This window comes from Patulibacter americanus DSM 16676 (genome assembly GCF_000420025.1).
In the GTDB taxonomy this organism is placed as follows: domain Bacteria; phylum Actinomycetota; class Thermoleophilia; order Solirubrobacterales; family Solirubrobacteraceae; genus Patulibacter; species Patulibacter americanus.
Genome location: NZ_ATUD01000005.1, coordinates 225230 through 246090, shown reverse-complemented (window position 1 = coordinate 246090; position 20861 = coordinate 225230). Strand labels below are relative to the sequence as shown.

Genomic DNA, 20861 nt, shown 5'->3' with positions numbered 1-20861 from the left:
CGCTGGTAGAGTCGCCGCGACCGCGGAGGCGCGCGGCCGCACGACGAGGAGCCCGGATGACCCGCACCACCAAGCCCGACGACGGCGGCCCGACCGCGACGCCCGCCGCCTCGCTGCGCTTCGACGCGGTGCAGAAGCGCTACCCGGGCAACGCCCGGCCGACGATCGAGTCGCTCTCCATCGAGGTCCCGGCGGGCGAGATCTGCGTGCTCGTCGGCCCGTCCGGCTGCGGCAAGACCACCGCGATGCGGATGGTCAACCGGCTGATCGAGCCGACCGCCGGACAGATCCTGATTGACGGCCGGCCCAACACGGAGCGGGCGCCCGCCGACCTCCGGCGCGAGATCGGCTACGTCATCCAGCAGACGGGGCTGTTCCCGCACCGCACGATCGCCCAGAACGTCGCCACCGTGCCCAAGCTCCTGGGCTGGTCCACCGACCGCATTGCGGCCCGTACCACGGAGCTGCTCGAGCTCGTCGGCCTGGATCCCGAGTTCGCCGACCGCTACCCCGCCCAGCTCTCGGGCGGCCAGCGCCAGCGCGTCGGCGTCGCGCGGGCCCTGGCAGTCGACCCGCCGCTGATGCTCATGGACGAGCCGTTCGGCGCGATCGACCCCATCACCCGCGAGCGGCTGCAGAACGAGTTCCTACGCCTGCAGGCCCAGGTCCGGCGCACGATCGTCTTCGTCACCCACGACATCGACGAGGCGATCAAGATGGGCGACCGCATCGCGGTCATGCGCCCGGGCGGCCGGCTCGCGCAGTACGCCACGCCCGCCGAGCTCCTGCTCTCCCCCGCCGACGAGTTCGTCGAGCAGTTCGTGGGCGCCGACCGCGCGCTGAAGCGCCTGGCGCTGGGCCGCGTGCGCGACCTCGAGCTCGAGGAGCCCACGCGGGTGCGCTACGGCGACCCGGTGGCGGGCGTCCGCGAGGCGCTCCGCCGCGCCGAGGTGCCCTACCCCCTCGTGATCGACGCGGACGGCCGGCCCCTGGCCTGGCTCGACGACGACGATCTGCACGGTGAGCGGATCGCGGACGGCATCGGCTCCGAGGTCGCCGTGGTCGACCGGGACGACATCCTGCGAGACGCGTTCTCCGACGTCCTCCAGCACCGCGTCCAGTACGCGGCCGTCACGGACCACCGCGGCGTCGTGATCGGGATCCTCTCCGCCGACGCCGTGGCGCGCGAGCTCGCCCCGCCCGGCCCGGCCCCGGTCCAGCCGGCCGAGGCCCACCACGGGACGGGCGCGTGAGCCTGGTCCTCGCCCAGTCCGGCGGCTTCGTCCGCGATCGCTCCGCCGGCGCGTCCGGACAGGACGCCTGCGTCGCCCGCGACGGGGTGTGCCCCAGCTGGATCGCCGAGAACTTCGACCGCTACGTGGAGCCGCTGCAGCGCCACGTGCTGCTCACGGTCGTCGCGCTCGTGATCGGGTTCACGATCTCGTTCGCCCTGGCACTCCTGGCCCATCGCCGCCGCTGGCTCGTCACGCCGATCGTGCAGCTCACCGGGATCCTCTACACGATCCCCAGCCTCGCGCTGTTCTTCCTGCTGCTGCCGCTGACGGGCCGCGGGTTCCTGACGGCGGAGATCGCGCTCGTCTCCTACACGCTGCTGATCATCTTCCGCAACGTCATCACGGGTCTCGACGGCGTGCCCGCCGACGCGGTCGACGCGGCGCGCGGGATGGGCCTGACCGACCGGCAGGTGCTGTGGAAGGTCGAGATCCCGCTCGCCCTGCCCGAGATCGCGGCGGGCCTGCGGATCGCCGCCACGACGACGGTCGGCCTCGCGACGCTCGCGTTCTTCGCGGGCGCCGGCGGGCTGGGCGACCCGATCTACGCCGACCTGACGTTCAAGAGCAACGTGCTGGTGGCCGGCGGCCTGTGCGTGCTGCTGGCGGTCGTCCTCGACCTGCTCGTGCTGCTCGCCCAGCGGCTGCTCACCCCCTGGACGCGGGCGGCGACCGCATGAGCGCCCCGCTCGCCGCGCTCGGCCTCTTCGGCGACGCGATCGACGTGATCTTCCACGCCCGTGAAGGCCGGGCCGGTGGCGCGCAGGTCGGCGGCCTGTCGGACTTCGGCGCCATGGCCTGGACGCACCTGAAGGTCGTCCTCGCGTCCGTCGGGCTGGCGTCGCTGATTGCCCTGCCGCTGGGCCTCGTCCTCGGGCACCTGCGCCGCGGCGGGCTGCTCGCCGTCACGGTGTCCAACGTCGGCCGTGCCGTGCCGAGCCTCGCGCTGATCGCGGTCTTCATCGCGTTCCTCGGTGTCGGGTTCGGCAACGTGACGCTCGCCCTCGCCCTGCTCGCGATCCCGCCGATCCTCACGAACACGTACGTCGGCGTCACGCAGGTCGACCGAGACGTGATCGACGCCGCGAAGGGCCAGGGCCTCACGGGCGCCCAGATCGTCCGCGAGATCGAGCTCCCGCTCGCCCTGCCCCTCATCTTCGGCGGCCTGCGCACCTCGGTCGTCAACGTCATCGCCACGGCCACGATCGCGCCCGTCGCCGGCGTCGTCACCCTCGGCGACCCGATCTTCAGCCAGGCCGTCTACGGCGACGCCGGCAAGCTCGCGGCCGCGATCGTCGTGGCCCTGATGGCGATCGTGGCCGAGGTCGGCCTGGGCGCGGCCCAGCGCGCCGTCACCCCTCGTCCCCTCCGCGGCACCCCCGGCATCACCCGGCGGGCCCGGTTCCTCCCGACCCTTCGAAAGGGCGCAGCAACCTCATGACCCTCACCACACCACGACACCTGCGAACGCTGCTGGCGTTCGCCCTGATCGTCGTCCTGGCCCTCGCGCTCGCCGCGTGCGGCGGCGACTCCGACGAGGAGTCCGGCGGCGGCGCGTCCACCGGCTCCGAGAGCGCCCAGGGCGAGGGCGCGGCCGGCGGCGGCGCCGCCGAGGCGCCGACGGGCACGCTCATCCAGAGCAACTCGGACAACGCGAAGACGACGCTCACGATCGGCTCGAAGAACTTCACGGAGCAGAAGGTGCTCGGCGAGGTCTACGCCCAGGCGCTGGAGGCGGCCGGCTACACGGTGGAGAAGGAGCTCAACCTCGGCGACGAGCAGACGGCCCTGAAGAGCCTGAAGAGCGGCGCGATCTCCGCCTACCCCGAGTACACCGGCACGGCGCTGCTGTCCTTCTTCCAGGTCAAGACGCCCGACCTGCCGAAGGACCCGACCGAGGCCTACGACCAGGTCAAGGCGGACTTCGAGAAGCAGGGCATCGAGGCGCTCCCGCCCACGCCGTTCACGAGCTCGAACGAGGTCGCGGTCACGCAGGAGACGGCCAAGAAGTACGGCCTGACGAACATCTCCGACCTGGCGAAGGTCGCCGGCGAGCTCACGCTCTACGGCAGCCCGGAGTGCCGCCAGCGCCTCGACTGCCTGCTCGGCCTGCAGCAGACCTACGGCCTGAAGTTCAAGAAGTTCACGCCCGTCGACGTGAGCCAGCGCTCCACCGTCCTCACGGGCGGCCAGGCCGACGTCTCGATCGTCTTCACGACGGACCCGCAGAACAAGCGCGAGAAGTTCGTGCTGCTCAAGGACGACAAGGGCATCTTCCCGCCCTACAACTCCACGCTGCTGGTGACGAAGAAGGTCGCCGACGAGGCCGGCCCGGACATGGCCGCCACGATCGACCGGGTCAACGCCCAGCTCACGGCCGCGAACGTCCAGGAGCTCAACGCGCGCGTCGATCTCGACAAGGAGACCCCCGAGGACGCCGCCGCGGCGTACCTCACGCAGTTCGGGTTCGTCTCGAAGTAGCCGAGGCCGACCGGGCCGCCACGCGCAGGCGGGTCGGCCCGGCCCGGTCGGGTCGGCGGGTCGGCCCCGGCGGATCGCCCCGGCCGGGCCGGCAGCGGACGGGGCGTCAGCGCCCGGTCGACCCGAACCCGCCGGCGCCGCGCACCGTCTCGTCCAGGGCGTCGACCTCCACGGTCGCCGGCAGCGCGACGGGCACGATCAGGAGCTGGGCGATGCGCTCGCCCGGCTCCGCGGCGAAGACCTCGTGCCGGTCGGTGTTCATCAGCAGCACGCGCAGCTCGCCCCGGTACCCGGCGTCGACCACGCCCGGAGTGTTGACGAGCGTGACGCCGTGCTTCGCCGCCAGCCCCGAGCGCGGCGTGACGAAGCCCGCGTAGCCGACGGGCACCGCGACCGCGAGGCCGGTCGGCACGCTCGCTCGCTCCCCGGGCCCCAGCCGCACGGGCTCGACGCAGCAGAGGTCGAGACCCGCGTCCTCGGCGTGCTGGCGGACGGGCAGGACCGCGTCGGGCCGCAGGCGGCGGAAGGCGAGGGTGAGCACGTCCGGGGCGGCCGACACGCGCGGGAGCATCGCACGGTGCCGGACCTCGCTGCGGGGTGGCGTGGGGCCCAGGAGCTACGGGGTGCCGCCCGCCCGGCCTCGCCCCGCGCCGCGTGGCTCCGGCCCCGCGGGGCCGCTAGTCGCGGATGTCGTGCCCGGCGGAGCGCAGGGCGGCGACCGCGTCGCCGAGCGCGTCGGCGCGCACGAGCAGGTAGTCCGTGTCGAACGTCGAGATCGCGAAGATGCTGACCCCGGCCTCGGCCAGCGTCGTCGACAGCCGGGCCAGGATGCCGACGAGCGCGAAGTCCAGCGGGCCGGCGACCTTCATGGCGCGCCAGGGTCCCTCGTGGTGCACGTCGCCGGGCACCTCCGCCGCGGGGCAGACGATGGACAGCTCGTCGTCCGTCCGCACGATCGCCGTCAGCGGGCTGGTGGTGCGCGGCAGCCACGTCGGGAACGGCGCGTCGTGGTTCATCCGGCAGACCGCCAGGTGCACGTCCAGGACGTCGAGCACGAGGCCCGCGTCCGCGGCGGAGGTCACGAGCCGACGTCGCCGTCGTCGGTGCGGTCGGTGCCTGCGGCAGGCTGGAGGCGGAAGCGGTCGTAGCGCCCGACGAGGGTCCGCGGGATCCGGGCCCGCACGAGCACGCCGTCCGCCCGGTGCTCCTGCTGCAGGTCGCCGGCGAGCTTGTGCAGCTCGTCGAGCGTGCGGCCGTCGGCGTAGGGCAGCAGCAGCTCGACCGGCTGCAGGGTGGCCTCGAACTCGTCCTCGATGCGCGTGGCCAGCGCACCCAGGCCCTCACCCGCGCCGGCGGCCACCTGCACCGCGTCGGGGTAGCGCGCCCACAGGACCTCGCGGCGCTCGTCCGAGATCAAGTCCGTCTTGTTCAGGACGAGCACGTGCACGTTCTCCGTGGCGCCGATGTCCTTGAGCACCTCGTTGACCGCGCCCATGACCATCGTCATCTGCTCGTCGCTCTGGCTCGCGTCGACGACGTGCAGGACGAGGTCGGCGATGACCGTCTCCTCCAGCGTCGCACCGAACGCGTCGACGAGGTCGTGCGGGAGCTTGCGGATGAACCCGACGGTGTCGGTCAACAGGTAGGTGCGGCCGTTCCAGCGCAGCTCGCGCGTGGTCGGGTCGAGCGTGTGGAAGAGCCGGTCCTCCACGCCCACCTCGGAGCCCGTCAGCGCGTTGAGGAGCGTCGACTTGCCGGCGTTCGTGTAGCCGGCGAGCGCCACGTTGGGGATGTGGGCGCTGCGCTCGCGCTCGCGGCGCATCACGCCACGCGTGCCCTTGACCTCCTGCAGGCGGCGGCGCAGCTTCGAGATGCGGTCGCGCGCCAGCCGGCGGTCGGTCTCGATCTGCGTCTCGCCGGGGCCTCGGGTGCCGACGCCGCCGACGCCGAGGCGGTCGAGGTGGGTCCACAGACCCCGCATGCGGGCGAGGTTGTACTGCAGCTGTGCGAGCTCGACCTGGAGCTTGCCCTCCGCGCTGTTGGCGTGGACGGCGAAGATGTCGAGGATCAGCGCGGTGCGGTCGAGCACCGGCATCCCGAGGGCCGCCTCGAGGTTGCGCTCCTGACGCGGGGACAGCTCGTCGTCCGTGACGACGACCGTCGCGCCGAGCTCCTTGCAGCGCTCCTTCAGCTCGACGAGCTTGCCCTCGCCGAGGTACGTGTTCGGGTGCGGATCGTCCTTGTGCTGGACCATCTGGTCGAGCACCTCGACCTCGGCGGTGCGCAGCAGCTCGCGCAGCTCCGTGAGGTCGTCGCCCTCCTTCAGGACGGCCACGATCACGGCCTTCTGGTTCTCGGCCTTGCGCTGCTGGTCGAGGTCGTCGGCGTGCGTCGTGTCGAACTGACGCGCGGTAAAGGTGTGCTGGTCTTCGCGGCGTTTGGACACTGCCGGACATTCTACGCCCGGTCGGGCGGCCGGACGGCGGTATCGTCGGCCCGTGCCCGCGTCGCTGACCGATCGCCTCGCCGATCTCACCCTCCGGCTCGTCGACTGCCCGTCGGAGTCGCGGGACGAGGCGGCGGCCCTGGAACTCGTCGTGAGTCTGCTGGCCGAGGCCGGCGTGCCGACGATCGACGCCGGCGACACGTGCCTGATCGCCGGCACCGCGGAGCGCGGCGACCGCCCGCTGATCCTCCTCGGCGGCCACCTCGACACCGTGCCCGCGCAGGGCAACCGCCCGGGGCGTCGCGAGGGTGGCGTGGTCCACGGCCTCGGCACGTGCGACATGAAGGGCGCCTGCGCCGTGATGCTTGAGCTGCTGCGCGACGGCGTGCACGAGGACCCCGACCGCGCCTGCGACCTCGGCGTCGTCCTCTTCGGCCGCGAGGAGCTGCCCTTCGTCGACACCGCGCTGACCCCGCTGCTCGAGCGCCGGCCCGGGCTGCGCACCGCCGACCTCGCCGTGGTGATGGAGCCCACCGCCGGCGAGGTCCAGGGCGGCTGCCTCGGCAACCTCAACGCGACGTGGACGTTCCACGGCGAGGCCGCCCACAGCGCCCGCCCGTGGCTGGGCCAGAACGCCATCCACCGCGCGGCCCACGGCATCTCGCGCCTGGCCCACGTCCCGGTCTCGCACCACGTCTTCAGCGGCCTGGAGTACGCGGAGTGCGTCTCCGTCACCCGCGTCTCGGGCGGCGTGGCCGACAACGTGATCCCGGACCGCGTCGAGGCCCACGTGAACTACCGCTACCCGCCGGGGGTGGCGCCCGAGGCCGCCGAGGCCCAGCTGCGCGAGTGGTGCGACGTCGAGCACTCCGAGCTCACGATCGTCGGCCACGCCCCCTCGGGAGCGGTCGCCGTGGACGGCCCGCTGGCCCAGGCCCTGATCGCCCGGACGGGGCGGCCCGTCACGCCGAAGCAGGCCTGGACCCCGGTCGCCGAGTTCACCCTCGCGGGCGTCGACGCGGTGAACTTCGGCCCGGGCGACCCGAAGGACGCCCACAAGCGCGACGAGCAGGTCAGCGCCGTGGCGCTCACGCGGTCCTACGAGACCCTCGCGGCCCTGGTGCGCACGGGGGCGTGAGCGGCGGGCGGGGGCGCCGGACCGGGCGAGGCGGGTCGCACCGAAGGGCGGGCGCCGGACCGACAGCCGGTGGACGGGCGGCAGACATCGGGGTCGCGTAGCGTCTCCGTCCGATGGCCCCGTCCTACCCGCGCAATCCGCTGCTGCGCCGCTCCGGCGTCTATCCGTTCCAGCGCCTGACCCACGCCCGGTCGACGCTCGACGCCCGGCGCGCGGCCGGGGAGGACGTGCCCCCGCTCGTCGACCTGGGGGCCGGCGAGCCCCGGGAGCCGACACCCGACTTCATCCGCCGGGCGCTGTCCGACGCCGTGCTCGACGAGACGGTGTCGAGCTACCCGCTGGCCGTCGGCCTGCCCGAGCTGCGCGCCGCGGTGGCCCGCTGGGCGGGGCGCCGCTACGGCGTGACGCTCGACCCCGACCGCCACGTCCTGCCGACGCTGGGTTCGAAGGAGCTCGTCTTCACGCTCCCCCAGGTCCTCGTCGACCGCCCGGGCGGTCGCGACCTCGTGGGCGTCCCGCAGCCCGCCTACCCCGTCTACGAGCGCGGGGCGCGGTTCGCCGGCGCCGACGTGCTCGAGCTGCCGCTGCGGGCCGAGGACGGGTTCCTCCCCGACCTCGACGCGATCCCCGCCGAGGCGTGGGCCCGCCTGGCGATGATCTGGGTGAACTACCCGAACAACCCCACCGCGGCCGTGGCCTCCCGCGACTGGTACCGCGAGGCGGCGGCGCGCTGCCGGGCCCACGGGGTCGTGCTGGCCAGCGACGAGGCCTACAGCGAGCTGTGGTTCGACGGCGACGCGCCCGACTCGGCCCTGCAGGTCGCCGACGACGGCGACGGGCTCGAGGGCGTCCTGGTCTGCAACACGCTCTCGAAGCGCTCGTCCATGCCGGGCTACCGCTCGGGCTTCGCCGCGGGCGACCCGTCCCTGATCGCCGCGCTGAAGCAGTTCCGCCCGAGCGTCGGCGTGGCGCCCCAGCGGTTCGTGCAGCTGGCCGCGGTCGCCGCCTGGGACGACGAGGCCCACGTCGCCGAGGTCCGGGAGCGCTACCGCGAGAAGCTCGCGGTCCTCTCCCCCGGTCTGGACGCCCTGGGACTGCAGAACGCCGGAGGCCCCGCCTCCTTCTTCCGCTGGCTGGCCGTCCCGGACGGCTGGGCGGATGCGGCGTGGGCGGCCGACGCGCTGGCCGACCCGGCGACCGCCGGGCTCGTCGAGATTCTCACGGACGGCGACCCGGCCGACCGCGGCAGCGCCGCCTATGCCGCCTGCCTGCTGCGCGCGGGCATCGTCGTCGCCCCGGGAGCGTTCTTCGGCCCGGCCGGCGAGGGCTATGTCCGCGCGGCGCTGGTTCCCACGCTCGAGGACTGTGCGGAGGCGGCGCGGCGGATGAACGTGCTCTCGGAGGGTTGACCGGCGGGCGGTGCCGTGGCGTCGGGGCCCGATCGCGGCGCGCGCGGCGCGCGCGGCAGCAGGGACGGACGCGACGCCAGGGACCGACGCGACTCCAGGGACGGACGCGACTCCAGGGACGGACGCGACGCCAGCGACGGACACGGCGCCAGGGACGGACGCGACGCCAGGGACGGACACGGCGCCAGGTGGCTACGGAACCGATCTTGGCCGTTCGCAGACGGCGGCGGATGCGTGTCAGAACTGTGGCGTGCGCCCAAGTCGGGCGCCACATGGCGATATGTCCTGAGAGACATGAATCATGTTCCTGAGGACATACCGCCGCAACGCGTGTGTGGGTCGGAATCCGTCCGCGCCGTTCCGTGGTTCGCCGAACCCGTCGACGAGGAGGAGCGGTTCGCCGCCACGGGCTGGGCCATCGGCGTCGACGAGGAGTTCGACGAGCCGGACGTGTACACGCGGGAGGAGCTCGTGGCCTGGGGCTTCGCCCGACCCGACCCGCCGGCGCACGTCGGCCCCGCCGGTCCGACCGTCACGGCGCTCGTCGCGGCTGCGGTCGGTCCGCTCGTCGCGCGTCATCGACGGCGCAACCACTGGACGCAGGAGACCCTCGGACGCAGGCTCGGACTGGATCAGCCCCGCGTCTCGAAGCTGGAGCACGGGCGGTGGTCTTCGATGACCGTCGGGCAGCTCGCCGAGCTGGCGCTCGAGACGGAGAGCGTCGTCGTGCTCGAGATCGCGCCCGGGACGGTCGCGGATCGCTCGCCCACCGACCGCGTGGCGGGTGGGAAGAACGCGGCTGCGGACCTGCCGGGAGGCGGGAAGGCTCGTCTCGTCGCGGCCCCGGCGCCGCCGGCGCGCCCCGCAGCGGTCCGGCCGGTGGCGTGGGCGATTCCGTAGGCTCCGGGCCGTGACCGATCAGCAGCAGCACGCAGGGGCCTGGGGCCTCGGACTCGCGACGATCTCCGAGGTCGACGGGCGCACGCTCGACGTCTTCTTCCCCGCTCCCGCGCTGGGGCTCGACGCCGAGGCGATCGCCGCCACCGGGCACGCCGGCGGCACCGGCACGAGCGAGGTCTCCTTTGCCCGCGCCACCACCTCGGGCGGCGGCGCGCTGGCCGCCTCGATCGGCCGCGACGCCGGCCGCGGCACGCGCACCGTCGCGGTCGCCACGGTCATCGAGGACCTGGCCGCCGCGCCCGTCGACGCTCACGACGTCTACCTGCGCCTGCACCTCCTCAGCCACCGCCTCGTGCGCCCCCACGGCCTCTCCCTCGACGGGCAGTTCGGCCACCTCGCCAACGTCGTCTGGACCTCGCAGGGCCCGTGCGCGGTCGAGGGCTTCGAGGAGACCCGCCTGCGGCTGCGCGCCGAGGGCCGGCCCGTCGCCGTCACGTCGATCGACAAGTTCCCGCGGATGACGGACTACGTCGTCCCGAGCGGCGTGCGGATCGGCGACGCGGACCGCGTGCGCCTGGGCGCCCACCTCGCCGAGGGCACCACCGTCATGCACGAGGGCTTCGTGAACTTCAACGCCGGCACGCTCGGCGCCTCGATGGTCGAGGGCCGCATCTCGGCCGGCGTCGTCGTCGGTGACGGCACCGACGTCGGTGGCGGCGCGTCCATCATGGGCACGCTGTCCGGCGGCGGCACCGCGGTCATCGCGCTCGGCGAGGGCTGCCTGCTCGGCGCGAACGCCGGCGTGGGGATCTCGCTCGGCGACGGCTGCGTCGTCGAGGCCGGCCTGTACGTCACGGGCGGCACCGTCGTCGCCCTGCCCGACGGCACCACGGTCAAGGCACGGGAGCTCTCCGGCAAGGACGGCCTGCTCTTCCGCCGCGACAGCCAGACCGGCGCCGTCGTGGCTCTGGAGCGCACCGGCAGCTGGGGCAGCCTCAACGCCCAGCTGCACGCGAACGACTGACGCGAAGGGCGGCGGACCACGCCGCGCGGCCTCGGGTCCGGTGGCGGCGCCACCACGCCCCGGATCGGCGCCACCACGCCCCGGATCGGCGCCGCCACGGCCTTAAGAGCTCGACCTAGTCAAGTTCGCGCAGCGCCGCCACGAGCTCGTCCGACGCCTGCGCGGCGTAGACCGGGACGGCCCAGCCCGTGAGGTCGACGTGGAGGTCGTCCGCCACGTCGACCGTCAGCTCGCCGCCGTCCAGGCGGACCGTGACCGCCTCGTGCTCCGCGTCCCCTGCGCCGCTGCCGCCGCCGCTCAGGACGTAGGCCACCGCGGCGCCCGAGGCGCCCGTGCCGGAGGACATGGTCTCGCCGACGCCGCGCTCGAAGATGCGGGCGCGGATCACACCCGGCTCGAGCTCGCAGTACCAGGAGACGTTCGTGCGGTTGGGGAACACCGGGTGGTGCTCGATGCCGGGGCCGATCGCCGGCAGGTCGAGCGCCTCGAGCGTCTCGAGGTCGTCGACCCGGATCGCGCACTGCGGGTTGCCGATCTTCACGTGCTGGTACCGCCACCTGCGCGGCGTGGCGTCGGCCGCCGACGGGTGCAGCGTCTCCGCGGTGTCGAGCGCGCCCCGGCCGTCCGTGCCGGGCACGTCGTGGTCGTCGCTCACCGTGCGTGCGCGGCCCATGTCGACGCGGCACGTCGTCTCGGAGAGGATTGTCGGGCGGATCTCGCCGGCGGCCGTCGTGATGGAGAACTGCGTCCGGTCCGTCCAGCCCCGGCGCACGAGGTACATGATCGCCTCGCGGGCGCCGTTGCCGGAGAGCTCGGCCTCGGACCCGTCGGGGTTGATGATCCGCAGCGCCGCGACGGTGCCCGGCTCCGTCGGCGGGGAGAGCTCGAGCACGCCGTCGCCCCCGGGGCCCAGGTGCGGGTCGCAGAGCAGCCGCGCCCGGGCGGGCGTCAGCGGCACGGGCAGCCGGTCGCGCTCCACCACGAGGTAGTCGTTGCCGAGCGCCTGCCACTTCTCGAACTGCATCGGCGGGAGTCTAGGGCCGCGGGTCGGGAGTCACCCCTCGGCGAGCAGCGGGGCGACGATCCGGGCCGCCACCGCGTCCGGGTCCGGGTCGCCGGTCAGGTCGACGACCTCGACCCCCGGCAGCTTGCGCATCCAGGTGAGCTGGCGCTTGACGTAGCGGCGGGTGTCGCGACGCATGCGGTCCTCGTCGTCGTCGAGCAACGGCTCGAACCCGTGGGCCTTCCGGGCGGTGCTCGACGCGCCGGCCGCGGCGGCGGCACGGACCTCGTCCGCGGCGCCGGCGGCCAGCATGGCGTCGATCCGCAGCTCGATGCGGGCGCGGATCTCGTCGCGGTCGCGCACCAGGCCGACGAGGCGCGTCGGGTGGCGGGTCTCGTCCGTCCACAGCGCGTTGGGGCCCTCCGGCGGGCGCAGCTCCCCGAGCTCGTGCAGCTCGAGCTTGCGGACCAGGCGGGAGCGGTCGCGCGGCGCGATCCCCTCGGCGGCCCACGGCGCCGCGGCGGCCAGGCGGGCGTGCAGCGCCTCGGGGCCCTCCCGCTCGAGGTCCGCCTCCAGGCGCGCCCGCAGCTCCGGCGGGGCGGGCGGCCGCAGCTGCAGCTCCGTGAGGGCCGCGCGCAGGTAGAGGCCGGTCCCGCCGACCACGACCGGGGTCCGGCCGGCGGCGAGCGCCGCGTCGATCTCGGTGTGCGCCAGGCGCGCGAACCGCCCCGCGGAGCAGGTCTCGGTCACGTCGAGGACGCTCACGAGGCGGTGCTCGAGCTCGTCCTGGTCCAGGGCGTCGCGCGCCCCGGTCAGCGTCTCGATGCCCCGGTAGACCTGCATGGCGTCGGCCGAGATCGCCACCGGATCCAGGCCGGCCGCCCGGAGCGCGCGGCCGACGGCGAGCGCGATCTGGGTCTTGCCGACCGCGGTGGGGCCGAAGATCGCGACGACGGAGGGGCGGACCACGGCCGTGAGTATGGTCCAGGGATGTCCGTCGTCGTCGGTTCCGGCTTCTCCGCAGCGCCCTCCGCGGCCGCCGGGGCGGCCGATGCAGCGCACGACGCGCACCTCGCCCTCGGGGGCGCGCCGTGCGATGTCGCCCTCGTCTTCGTCGGCGGGGATCTCGTCACGGAGCCCGCCGAGGCGCTGCGTGTCGTACAGGAGATCCTCGACCCCACCGAGCTCGTGGGCACCACCGCCGGCGGCCTGATCGCCGGCGAGCAGGAGCACGAGCAGGGCGACGGCGTGGCCGTCTGGGCGATCTCGCTCGGCGACGAGGGCCGGGCCGAGGTCTTCGAGCTGCACACCACCGAGATCGAGGACGGCATCGCGCTCTCCGGCATCCCGGCCGTCGAGCTCGGCGCGACCTCCGCGGTGATCCTGCTGGCCGACACCGCGCACCTGCCGCTCGAGGCGACCCTGAACGCGTTTGCCGAGCACCTGCCCGGTGTTCCCGTGATCGGCGGGGTGCCGTCCCTCGTGCCGCCGGACGGCCGGCCGCTCCTGCGCGGTCTCGGACAGAGCACCGCCGCCGGTCTCGGGATCCGCTTCGAGGGCATCGAGGTCCTGCCCCTCGTCTCGCAGGGCGCGCGCCCCATCGGCCCCGAGCTGACCGTGACCGCCGGCGAGGGCGCCGTCATCCGCGAGCTCGCCGGCCGCCCCGCCATCGACGTCCTGCGCGACACGGTCGACAGCCTGAACGAGGACGACCGCGAGCAGATCCGGCACGGCCTGCTGCTCGGCCTCGTGGTCAACCCCGGGCAGCCCGACTACGGGCCGGGCGACTTCATCGTCCGCGGCCTCGCCGGCGCGGACCCGGAGTCCGGCGCCGTCGTCGTCGGGGCGCCCGTCACGGTCGGCCAGGTCGCGCGGCTGCACGTCCGCGATCCGCAGACCGCGACGACGGACCTGGACGACGAGCTCGCGCTGCGACGCACGGCCACGGGGTCCGCCCGGGTCGCAGGCGCGCTGGCGTTCACCTGCAACGGCCGCGGCAGCGACATGTTCGGCCACGCCAACCACGACGCCGAGGCGATCCAGGCCGGGCTGGGGCCCCTCCCCCTCGTCGGCATGATCTCCGCCGGCGAGATCGGCCCGGTCGGCGGTCGGCCCTTCGCCCACGGCTTCACGGCGACACTCGCGGTCTTCCTGGCCTAGGGTCCCGAGGTATGGAGCTGCGCGGAGCGACCATCCTCTTGACCGGCGCCACGGGAGGCCTGGGCGACGCGATCGCCCGCGCGTTGGCGGCCCAGGGCGCGAGCCTCGTGCTCACGGGCCGCCGCACCGAGGTGCTCGAGCCGCTCGCGGCCGACCTCGGTGCCGTCGCCGTCCCCGCCGACCTCTCCCGCGCCGAGGACGTGCGTCGGCTGGCCGACGACCACGGCGACGTCGACGGTGTCGTCCACAACGCCGCCGTCCCGGGCAGCGGCCCGCTGCACGACTTCTCCCCGGAGGAGCTCGACCGGGTCCTGGACGTGAACCTGCGGGCGCCCGTGATGCTCACCCGCCTGCTCCTGCCCGCGATGCAGCAGCGGGGCCGCGGCCACCACGTCTACGTCTCCTCCATGTCGGCGAAGGTGCCGACGGCCGACGCCAGCCTCTACGCCGCGTCGAAGCTCGGCCTCCGCGGGTTCGCCCAGGGCCTGCGGTCCGAGCTGGCCCCGCAGGGCATCGGGATCAGCGCGGTCTTCCCCGGCTTCGTGCGCGACGCGGGGATGTACGCCGACACCGGCGTCCAGCTGCCCAAGGGCGTGGGGACGAGCTCGCCCCACCAGGTCGCCGACGGGGTCGTCCGCGCCATCGAGCGCGACCGCGGCGAGGTCGACGTGGCCCCCGTGGGGGTCCGGGCGACGGGGGTCCTCAACGGCCTCTTCCCCGGCCTGCCGCAGCGGGTGGCGGTGAAGGTCGACGGCGGCCGCGTCGGGCGCGAGATGTCCGAGGCCCAGCGCTCCAAGCGCTGAGGCGCGGACGGGCGGTCGCGGCCCGGCCGCCGCGAGCGACCGACCGCGAGCGCGGCCCGCCGACCGCCGTCGTCGGTCGGCTCAGGCGCCGAGCTTCGAGAGCAGCGACATCTCGCCCGCGAGCGTCTGGGACGTCGCGGAGGTGATCTCGACGAGGACGGTCTCTCCCGGCTCGCCGAAGCCCGTGAAGTTCACGACCTTGTTGTGCGACGTGCGGCCGCGCAGGCGGTCGGGATCGGTGCGCGACTGACCCTCGATCAGCACGTCGAGCGTGCGGCCCACGAACCGCTGGGTACGCTCCCGCGAGCGGCGCTGGACGGCCTCGACGAGCCGCTCCATGCGCTCGACCTTGACGGGGTGCGGGACGAAGTCCTCCGTCATCTCCGCCGCCTCCGTGCCGCGGCGGGGCGAGAAGACGAACGTGAAGGCGCCGTCGAATCCGACCCGCTCCACGACGTCGAGCGTGTCCTGGAACTCCTCCTCCGTCTCGCCCGGGAAGCCGACGATGATGTCGGTGCTCAGGGCGATGTCCGGGCACTGCGCCCGGATCATCTCGACGCGGTCGAGGAAGCGCTCCTTGTCGTACGTGCGCCGCATGCGCTTGAGGATGCGGCTGTTCCCCGACTGCAGTGGCAGGTGGATGTGCTGGCAGACCTCGGGCAGCGCGGCGTGGACCGCGACGACGTCCTCGCGGATGTCCTTCGGGTGCGGCGAGGTGTAGCGGACCCGCTCGATGCCGTCGATCGCGGCGACGGCCGTGAGCAGCTCGGCGAACGTGCGCGGACGGGGGCGCCCGGCCGAGGATCCGGCGGCGTCCGCGGCGCCGTCGACGGCGACGATGCGGCCGGTCGGGCGCTTCGCGGCCTCGTGGAACGGGACGAGCGCCTCGGGCAGCGGGTCCGTCGTGCGCAGGTCGCGGCCGTAGGCGTTGACGTTCTGGCCCAGCAGCGTCACCTCGCGCACGCCGTCGGCGGCGAGGCGCTCGACCTCGGCGACGAGCTGCTCGAACGGCCGCGACGACTCGCGCCCGCGCGTCGAGGGGACGATGCAGTACGAGCACTTGAGGTTGCACCCGACGGCGATCTGCACCCACGCCTGGAAGTCGCGGTCGCGCTTCGTGGGCAGGTGCGCCGGGAAGCCCTCGAACTCGAAGTAGCCCTGCGCGGTCAGCTCGTCCGCGGTGAGGAACTCGGCGAGCTTGTTGATCTGTCCCGGGCCGAACGCCACGTCGACGAACGGGAACCGCTGGAAGACCTCGTCCTTCACGGACTGCGCCCAGCAGCCGCCCACGCCGACGACCACGCCGGGGCGCTCCTTCTTCATGCGCTTGGCGTGGCCGAGGTGCGCCACGAACCGCGAGTCCGCGGACTCCCGGATGGAGCACGTGTTGAAGAGGATGAGGTCGGCCTCGTCGGCGACGGGCGCCTCGGCGTAGCCCAGCGACTCGAGCATGCCCTTCATGCGCTCGGAGTCGTGCTCGTTCATCTGGCACCCGAAGGTGGTGACGTGGTACCGCTTGGAGGGCGTGACGGTGCTCATACGGAGCGACGGAGGGTAGCGCTCGACGCGGAGTCAGTCGTCGGCGCGCTCGACGCAGCGGCGCTCGTAGGTCCGCACCGCGGCGTAGGCGGTCTCGAGCGCGTAGCCCTTCGTGGCGAGCAGCCGCAGGGCCTTCTGCCGGGCACGGTCGTCCTCGAGCGGCCGTCCCGCCAGGCGCTGTTCGAGCGCCTCGACGGCGAGCTCGTCCTCGTCGTTCCGCAGCGGGTCCTCGGCGAGGGCGCGGTCCGCGACCTCCCGCGGGATCCCGGTCTTGCGGAGCCCCTGCTCGATCCGCAGGTGCCCCCAACCCTCCAGGCGGCGCTTGTCCTCGACGAACCGCGTGGCGTAGCGCTCGTCGTCGACGTAGCCGAAGTCGGTGAGCTCCTTCAGCGCCCCGACGATCGAGGTCTCGTCGATCTCGCGCTTCTCCAGGTGCGCGCGCACCTCGGACACCGTGCGGTCGCGCTTGCTCAGGTGCCGGTAGGCGAGCGTCAGGGCGTGCTGCAGCCGCTCCTCGGCGGTCAGCGGACGCTCGGGCGCCTCCTCCGCCCCTTCCGCCGCGCCGTCGGCGTCCGGGTCCCCGCCCCCGCGCTTGCCGCGCCGGCGGCCCTTGCGCCGGCCGGGTCGGACATCGGCGGGCGGCGACGGGATGATGTCCCCCGCCTCGCCGCCACCGAACAGGCCGAGCCCGGTTCCCGCCGCCCCCGCACCCAACGCCCCGGGCGGCAGCCCGTCGCCCCGGACCGGTGCAGCGTCGTCGGGCGCAGCGTCGTGCCCGTCCGACACGGATGCCCCGGGCGCCGCCGGACGAGTCACGTCGCCCGCACCGGGTGCGCCCGTGGTGGTGTCGTCGTGCGCGTCGTCGCCCGGAGCCTGCGCGGCCGAGAGCTCCGCGTCGCGCACGCGCCGCTGGCCGCGCGGGGACGCCGCGTCCCCGGAGCGACTGCGGCGCCGCGACCGACCGGACCGCGGGCGCCGCCCGAGATCGGGCAGCGGCGCCCAGTCGGCGCCGGTCTCGTCGGGCGTCGCGGCTCCGTCGGCCGCCGACGCGTCATCGGCGGGCAACGGAGCCGCCGGCGACCAGTCGTCGCCGACGGCCGGTGCCGCGTGCTCGTCGGTGGCGCCACTGCGGGCGTCGCCGGTGAGGTCCGCCAGTGGGGACCCCGGCGCCGGCCCCTCCCAAGGGGCGCCGAGGTCCTCCAGCGGGGAGGGTCCGCCCGCGGTCAGGTCCGCGAGCGGGGGCTCGTCGTCCGGCGTGCCGGACGCGTGCGGGGCATCGCCCACCGGTCGGCGGGCGGCGCGCTCCTCCCCGTCCCCGCTCACGCGATGGCGGTCGCGGGCTCCTCGGCGGCCTTGGCCGCCGCAGCGGCCTTGATGCCGGCCGCAGAGGGCGCCTCGCCGCCGGGCGGCGCCATGTCGAGCTTCTCGTAGATCTGGCGCTCGATCTCGTCCGCGATGTCCTGGTTCTCGTCCAGGTGCGCCTTCGCGTTCGTGCGGCCCTGCGCGAGCCGCTCCCCGTTGAAGGAGAAGAACGAGCCGGACTTCTGAACGACGCCGTGCTCGATGCCGAGGTCGATCAGGCAGCCCGACGTGGAGATGCCCTTGCCGAACTCGATGTCGAACTCCGCCTGCTTGAAGGGCGGGGCGACCTTGTTCTTCACGACCTTGACGCGCACGCGGTTGGCGACCGCGTCCGTGCCGTCCTTGATGGTCTCGATGCGGCGGATGTCGAGGCGCTGCGAGCTGTAGAACTTCAGCGCGCGACCACCCGGCTGCGTCTCCGGCGAGCCGAACATCACGCCGACCTTCTCGCGGATCTGGTTCGTGAAGATGCAGAGCGTGTTCGTGCGGTTCAGGTTGCCGGTGAGCTTGCGCATCGCCTGGCTCATCATCCGCGCCTGCAGACCGACGGTCTGGTCGCCCATCTGACCCTCGAGCTCGGCCCGCGGCGTCAGTGCCGCCACGGAGTCGAGGGCCACGACGTCGACGGCGCCGGAGCGGACGAGCATGTCCGCGATCTCGAGCGCCTGCTCGCCGTAGTCGGGCTGGGAGACGAGCAGCTCGTCGATGTCCAGGCCGATCTTCTGGGCGTAGATCGGGTCCATGGCGTGCTCCACGTCGATGAACGCGCAGACGCCGCCCTTCTTCTGGGCCTCGGCGAGGATGTGGTAGACGAGCGTCGTCTTACCGGAGGACTCCGGGCCGAAGATCTCGATCACGCGGCCACGCGGGACGCCACCGACGCCGAGCGCCAGGTCGAGCGACAGCGCGCCCGTCGGGATGACGTCGACGCGCGAGTGCGCGCCTTCCTCACCCATGCGCATCACGGTGCCCTTGCCGTACTGCCGTTCGATCTGCTGCAGGGCGCCCTGCAGGGCGGCGTCGCGGGCCTTCGCCGTCGCCTCGGTCTCCTTGGGAGCCATGTCCTTCTACCTCTACGTCGGGAGCGGATAACCATTGTCCGCGGGGGTGCGGACGGAACCGAACCGTACGCATGTTCGTGTCACGGACCGAGGGGGTCGGCGTGCCGAAACGGCGACGGCGACGCGCCGAAAACCCGCGCCCCGACGGCCGTCAGGCCGCGTCGCGCTCGCCGGCGAGCACGCGGCGCAGCAGGTGCAGCGCGGCGGTCGTCGTGCGGTCGCGCACGGCGGCGCGGTCGCCCGGGATCCGCAGGCGGCGGACGAGGCCGCCGTCCCGCGCGAGCACCGCGACGAAGACGGTGCCGACGGGCTTCTCCTCCGAGCCGCCGCCCGGGCCGGCCACGCCGGTCGTCGACAGCGCGACGGCGACGCCCAGGGCCTCGAGCGCACCCTCCGCCATCGCCCGGGCGACCTCGGCGGAGACGGCGCCGTGCGCCTCGAGCATCTCGCGAGGCACGCCGAGCGCCGACTCCTTCACCGCGTTGGCGTACGAGACGATGCCCCCGGCTACGACGGCGGACGATCCCGGCAGATCCGTCAGGCGCCCGGCGAGCAGGCCGCCCGTGCAGGACTCGGCGGTCCCCACGGTCCACGAGCGCTCGCGCAGTCCGTCCAGGACGAGCTGGTCGATCGTGCGGCCGTCGGCGGAGAACAGCGCGTCGCCGTGGCGGTCGGCGACGAACGCCTCGAACGCGCGACCGGTGGCGTCGGCCTCGGCGGGCCAGCGGTTGACGATCTCGATCTCGCCGCGGCGCATGCACGTCGTGATCTCGAGGTCGTCGATGGCGATGCCCTCCTCGCGGGCGGCGCGCATCGTGCCGGCGAGGTCGGACTCCGGGATGCCGAAGAGCCGCAGCACCGACCCCTGCAGGCGCTCGGCGCCGGGGATCGCGGCGTGCAGCTCGGGCAGGTCGACGGTGGCGCGCCACATGGCCTGCAGCTCGCTGGGCGGGCCGGGGAGCACCACGATCGTCGGGCCGCCCTCGCCCTCGGGCGGTGGGACGATGAGGCCGGGCGCGGTGCCGATCGGCTCGAGCACCGTGGCGCCGGCCGGCACGAGCGCCTGCTTGCGGTTCGCCTCGCGCACCGCGGCCTGGTCGACGCCCGGCCAGCGCTTCGACATCGGCTCGAGCACGGACCAGATGCGGCCCTCGAGCGCCTCGTCGAGCGCGAGCGTGCGGCGCGTGAACTCCGCGACCACGCGGGTGGTGAGGTCGTCCTCGGTCGGGCCGAGGCCGCCCGAGGTGATCACGAGCTCGACCCCGCGGTCGCGCGCGTTCGAGAGCGCCGTCACCAGGTCCTCGGGGCGGTCGCCGACGACGACCGTCGAGACGTGGACGACGCCCAGCTCGCCCAGTCGCTGCGCCAGCCAGGGGCCGTTCTTGTCCGCCACCCAGCCGCCGAGTACCTCGGTGCCGGTGATGACGACGACGGCGCGCGGGGCGCTCATCGCGAGCAGGAGGGTCGGTCGGCGCGGGCGAGCCGCTTCCGGCTGCCCTTCGTGATCTCGTAGGCGACGATCCCACGGCTGTCGGCCTTGAGCCGCTGGCGCTTGCCGCCGACGGTCACGCGGGCCTGGTCCGAGTCGATCGCGACCTTGAAGCTCCGCGAGCGGACCGGCTTCGTGCGGCGCTTCGGCTCGAGCTGCTGGCCGTCGATGACCCGCCGGCCGCGGGCGTCGTTCACGCAGACGGTGGCGCCCTCCTCCGAGCCCGCGGTGACGCGCAGGGTGATGACGGCCGCGGCCGCGCGCTCCTGGCGCGCGTCGGCCTCGGACGCCCGCTCCTGGCGCGGGGCCTCGGTCGTCGTGGCCGTCGGCGTCGCCGGGGTGTCCTCGCCCTGGGAGAGCCGGTAGACCGCGAAGATGGCGCCGGCGACGAGCACGAGCAGCAGCAGGATCGGCAGGACGTTCGTGCGCTTGGGCGGCCCGAACGCGCCGCCGCCGCCGCGGCGAGAGCCGCCCTTGCGGCCTCGTGCCGTCGCCCCGCCGCCGCTCTCGTACGGCTCGTGGCGGAACTTGTACTCCTCCACCAGGAGCTTGGCGTCGAGGCCGAGCGCCTCCGCGTAGGTGCGGAGGAAGCTCTTCACGAAGGTGGTCCCGGGCAGCAGGCTCCACTCCTCGTTCTCGAGGGCGCGGAGGTACTTGGCCCGGATCTTCGTGCGGGACTCGACCTCGGCGATGTCGATGCCTGCGCGCATCCGGGCTTCGCGCAGGGTGGCGCCGATCTCTGCCATTGAGCGGA

20 protein-coding genes are annotated in these 20861 nt (G+C 74.1%); 10 read left to right on the top strand and 10 right to left on the bottom strand.

Features of this window, described 5'->3' with window-relative positions; translation table 11 throughout:
* The first annotated feature begins 56 nt into the window (after positions 1 to 56).
* Genes F593_RS24320 through F593_RS24305 form a run of 4 tightly spaced genes read left to right on the top strand, consistent with a single transcriptional unit; the run spans position 57 to position 3773 of the window.
* Positions 57 to 1253 (top strand): ABC transporter ATP-binding protein, encoded by a 1197-nt coding sequence (locus F593_RS24320; protein ID WP_022928783.1) that lies wholly within the window; start codon positions 57 to 59, stop codon positions 1251 to 1253.
* Positions 1250 to 1972 carry an ABC transporter permease gene (locus tag F593_RS24315; protein ID WP_022928782.1) on the top strand — a complete coding sequence of 241 codons (723 nt, stop codon included), beginning with the start codon at positions 1250 to 1252 and terminating at the stop codon, positions 1970 to 1972. Before F593_RS24320 ends, F593_RS24315 begins: the two co-directional genes overlap by 4 nt.
* Complete coding sequence (locus F593_RS24310; protein ID WP_022928781.1) at positions 1969 to 2733, top strand: ABC transporter permease; 765 nt, start codon at positions 1969 to 1971, stop codon at positions 2731 to 2733. The genes F593_RS24315 and F593_RS24310 overlap by 4 nt, the downstream gene beginning before the upstream one ends.
* Positions 2730 to 3773: an ABC transporter substrate-binding protein gene (locus tag F593_RS24305; protein WP_022928780.1), complete on the top strand. Its 1044-nt coding sequence runs from the start codon at positions 2730 to 2732 to the stop codon at positions 3771 to 3773. Before F593_RS24310 ends, F593_RS24305 begins: the two co-directional genes overlap by 4 nt.
* Positions 3774 to 3879: 106 nt before the next feature.
* Here the strand turns inward: F593_RS24305 and dut are convergent, their stop codons facing one another.
* From dut to hflX, 3 genes are all read right to left on the bottom strand, one after another.
* Positions 3880 to 4344 (bottom strand): dUTP diphosphatase, encoded by a 465-nt coding sequence (gene dut / locus F593_RS0110870; RefSeq protein ID WP_051160495.1) that lies wholly within the window; start codon positions 4342 to 4344, stop codon positions 3880 to 3882.
* 106 nt (positions 4345 to 4450) lie between these two features.
* Positions 4451 to 4855, bottom strand: a complete 405-nt coding sequence (locus F593_RS0110865; RefSeq protein WP_022928778.1) for an ACT domain-containing protein — start codon at positions 4853 to 4855, stop codon at positions 4451 to 4453.
* On the bottom strand, positions 4852 to 6219 hold the full coding sequence (gene hflX, locus F593_RS24300; protein WP_022928777.1) for a GTPase HflX: 1368 nt from the start codon (positions 6217 to 6219) through the stop codon (positions 4852 to 4854). The genes F593_RS0110865 and hflX overlap by 4 nt, the downstream gene beginning before the upstream one ends.
* Positions 6220 to 6271: 52 nt before the next feature.
* Between hflX and dapE the strand changes: the two genes are divergently transcribed.
* From dapE to dapD, 4 genes are all read left to right on the top strand, one after another.
* The gene (gene dapE / locus F593_RS0110855; protein WP_028721606.1) at positions 6272 to 7357 is read left to right on the top strand and encodes a succinyl-diaminopimelate desuccinylase; all 1086 of its coding nucleotides are present in this window, start codon (positions 6272 to 6274) and stop codon (positions 7355 to 7357) included.
* A 113-nt stretch (positions 7358 to 7470) separates the two neighbouring features.
* On the top strand, positions 7471 to 8766 hold the full coding sequence (locus F593_RS24295; RefSeq protein ID WP_022928776.1) for a pyridoxal phosphate-dependent aminotransferase: 1296 nt from the start codon (positions 7471 to 7473) through the stop codon (positions 8764 to 8766).
* A 330-nt stretch (positions 8767 to 9096) separates the two neighbouring features.
* Positions 9097 to 9666 carry a helix-turn-helix domain-containing protein gene (locus F593_RS30585; protein WP_022928775.1) on the top strand — a complete coding sequence of 190 codons (570 nt, stop codon included), beginning with the start codon at positions 9097 to 9099 and terminating at the stop codon, positions 9664 to 9666.
* A gap of 10 nt (positions 9667 to 9676) precedes the next feature.
* Complete coding sequence (gene dapD, locus F593_RS0110840) at positions 9677 to 10690, top strand: 2,3,4,5-tetrahydropyridine-2,6-dicarboxylate N-succinyltransferase (protein ID WP_022928774.1); 1014 nt, start codon at positions 9677 to 9679, stop codon at positions 10688 to 10690.
* 115 nt (positions 10691 to 10805) lie between these two features.
* On the opposite strand, the gene dapF is transcribed toward dapD, so the two are convergent.
* Entirely contained in the window at positions 10806 to 11714 is a 909-nt protein-coding gene (gene dapF / locus F593_RS0110835; protein ID WP_022928773.1) for a diaminopimelate epimerase, read from the bottom strand.
* A 30-nt stretch (positions 11715 to 11744) separates the two neighbouring features.
* Complete coding sequence (gene miaA / locus F593_RS24285; RefSeq protein ID WP_157251724.1) at positions 11745 to 12662, bottom strand: tRNA (adenosine(37)-N6)-dimethylallyltransferase MiaA; 918 nt, start codon at positions 12660 to 12662, stop codon at positions 11745 to 11747.
* Positions 12663 to 12683: 21 nt separating this feature from the next.
* Here miaA and F593_RS29870 point away from each other — a divergent pair, with 21 nt between their 5' ends.
* Together F593_RS29870 and F593_RS0110820 are read left to right on the top strand one after the other, a co-directional pair.
* The gene (locus tag F593_RS29870) at positions 12684 to 13853 is read left to right on the top strand and encodes an FIST signal transduction protein (protein WP_157251722.1); all 1170 of its coding nucleotides are present in this window, start codon (positions 12684 to 12686) and stop codon (positions 13851 to 13853) included.
* Positions 13854 to 13864: 11 nt separating this feature from the next.
* A complete protein-coding gene (locus F593_RS0110820) occupies positions 13865 to 14656 on the top strand; it encodes an SDR family NAD(P)-dependent oxidoreductase (RefSeq protein WP_022928771.1) in 792 nt (263 codons plus the stop codon).
* Positions 14657 to 14737: 81 nt separating this feature from the next.
* Here F593_RS0110820 and F593_RS0110815 read toward each other — a convergent pair whose 3' ends face one another.
* From F593_RS0110815 to F593_RS28175, 5 genes are all read right to left on the bottom strand, one after another.
* A complete protein-coding gene (locus F593_RS0110815) occupies positions 14738 to 16195 on the bottom strand; it encodes a MiaB/RimO family radical SAM methylthiotransferase (RefSeq protein WP_022928770.1) in 1458 nt (485 codons plus the stop codon).
* A 33-nt stretch (positions 16196 to 16228) separates the two neighbouring features.
* A complete protein-coding gene (locus F593_RS0110810) occupies positions 16229 to 17518 on the bottom strand; it encodes a regulatory protein RecX (RefSeq protein ID WP_022928769.1) in 1290 nt (429 codons plus the stop codon).
* The gene (gene recA, locus F593_RS24275; protein ID WP_022928768.1) at positions 17515 to 18618 is read right to left on the bottom strand and encodes a recombinase RecA; all 1104 of its coding nucleotides are present in this window, start codon (positions 18616 to 18618) and stop codon (positions 17515 to 17517) included. The genes F593_RS0110810 and recA overlap by 4 nt, the downstream gene beginning before the upstream one ends.
* A gap of 151 nt (positions 18619 to 18769) precedes the next feature.
* Positions 18770 to 20068, bottom strand: coding sequence for a competence/damage-inducible protein A (locus F593_RS0110800; RefSeq protein WP_022928767.1), 1299 nt, complete (start codon positions 20066 to 20068; stop codon positions 18770 to 18772).
* The gene (locus F593_RS28175; RefSeq protein WP_022928766.1) at positions 20065 to 20853 is read right to left on the bottom strand and encodes a helix-turn-helix domain-containing protein; all 789 of its coding nucleotides are present in this window, start codon (positions 20851 to 20853) and stop codon (positions 20065 to 20067) included. The genes F593_RS0110800 and F593_RS28175 overlap by 4 nt, the downstream gene beginning before the upstream one ends.
* Positions 20854 to 20861: the final 8 nt, after the last annotated feature.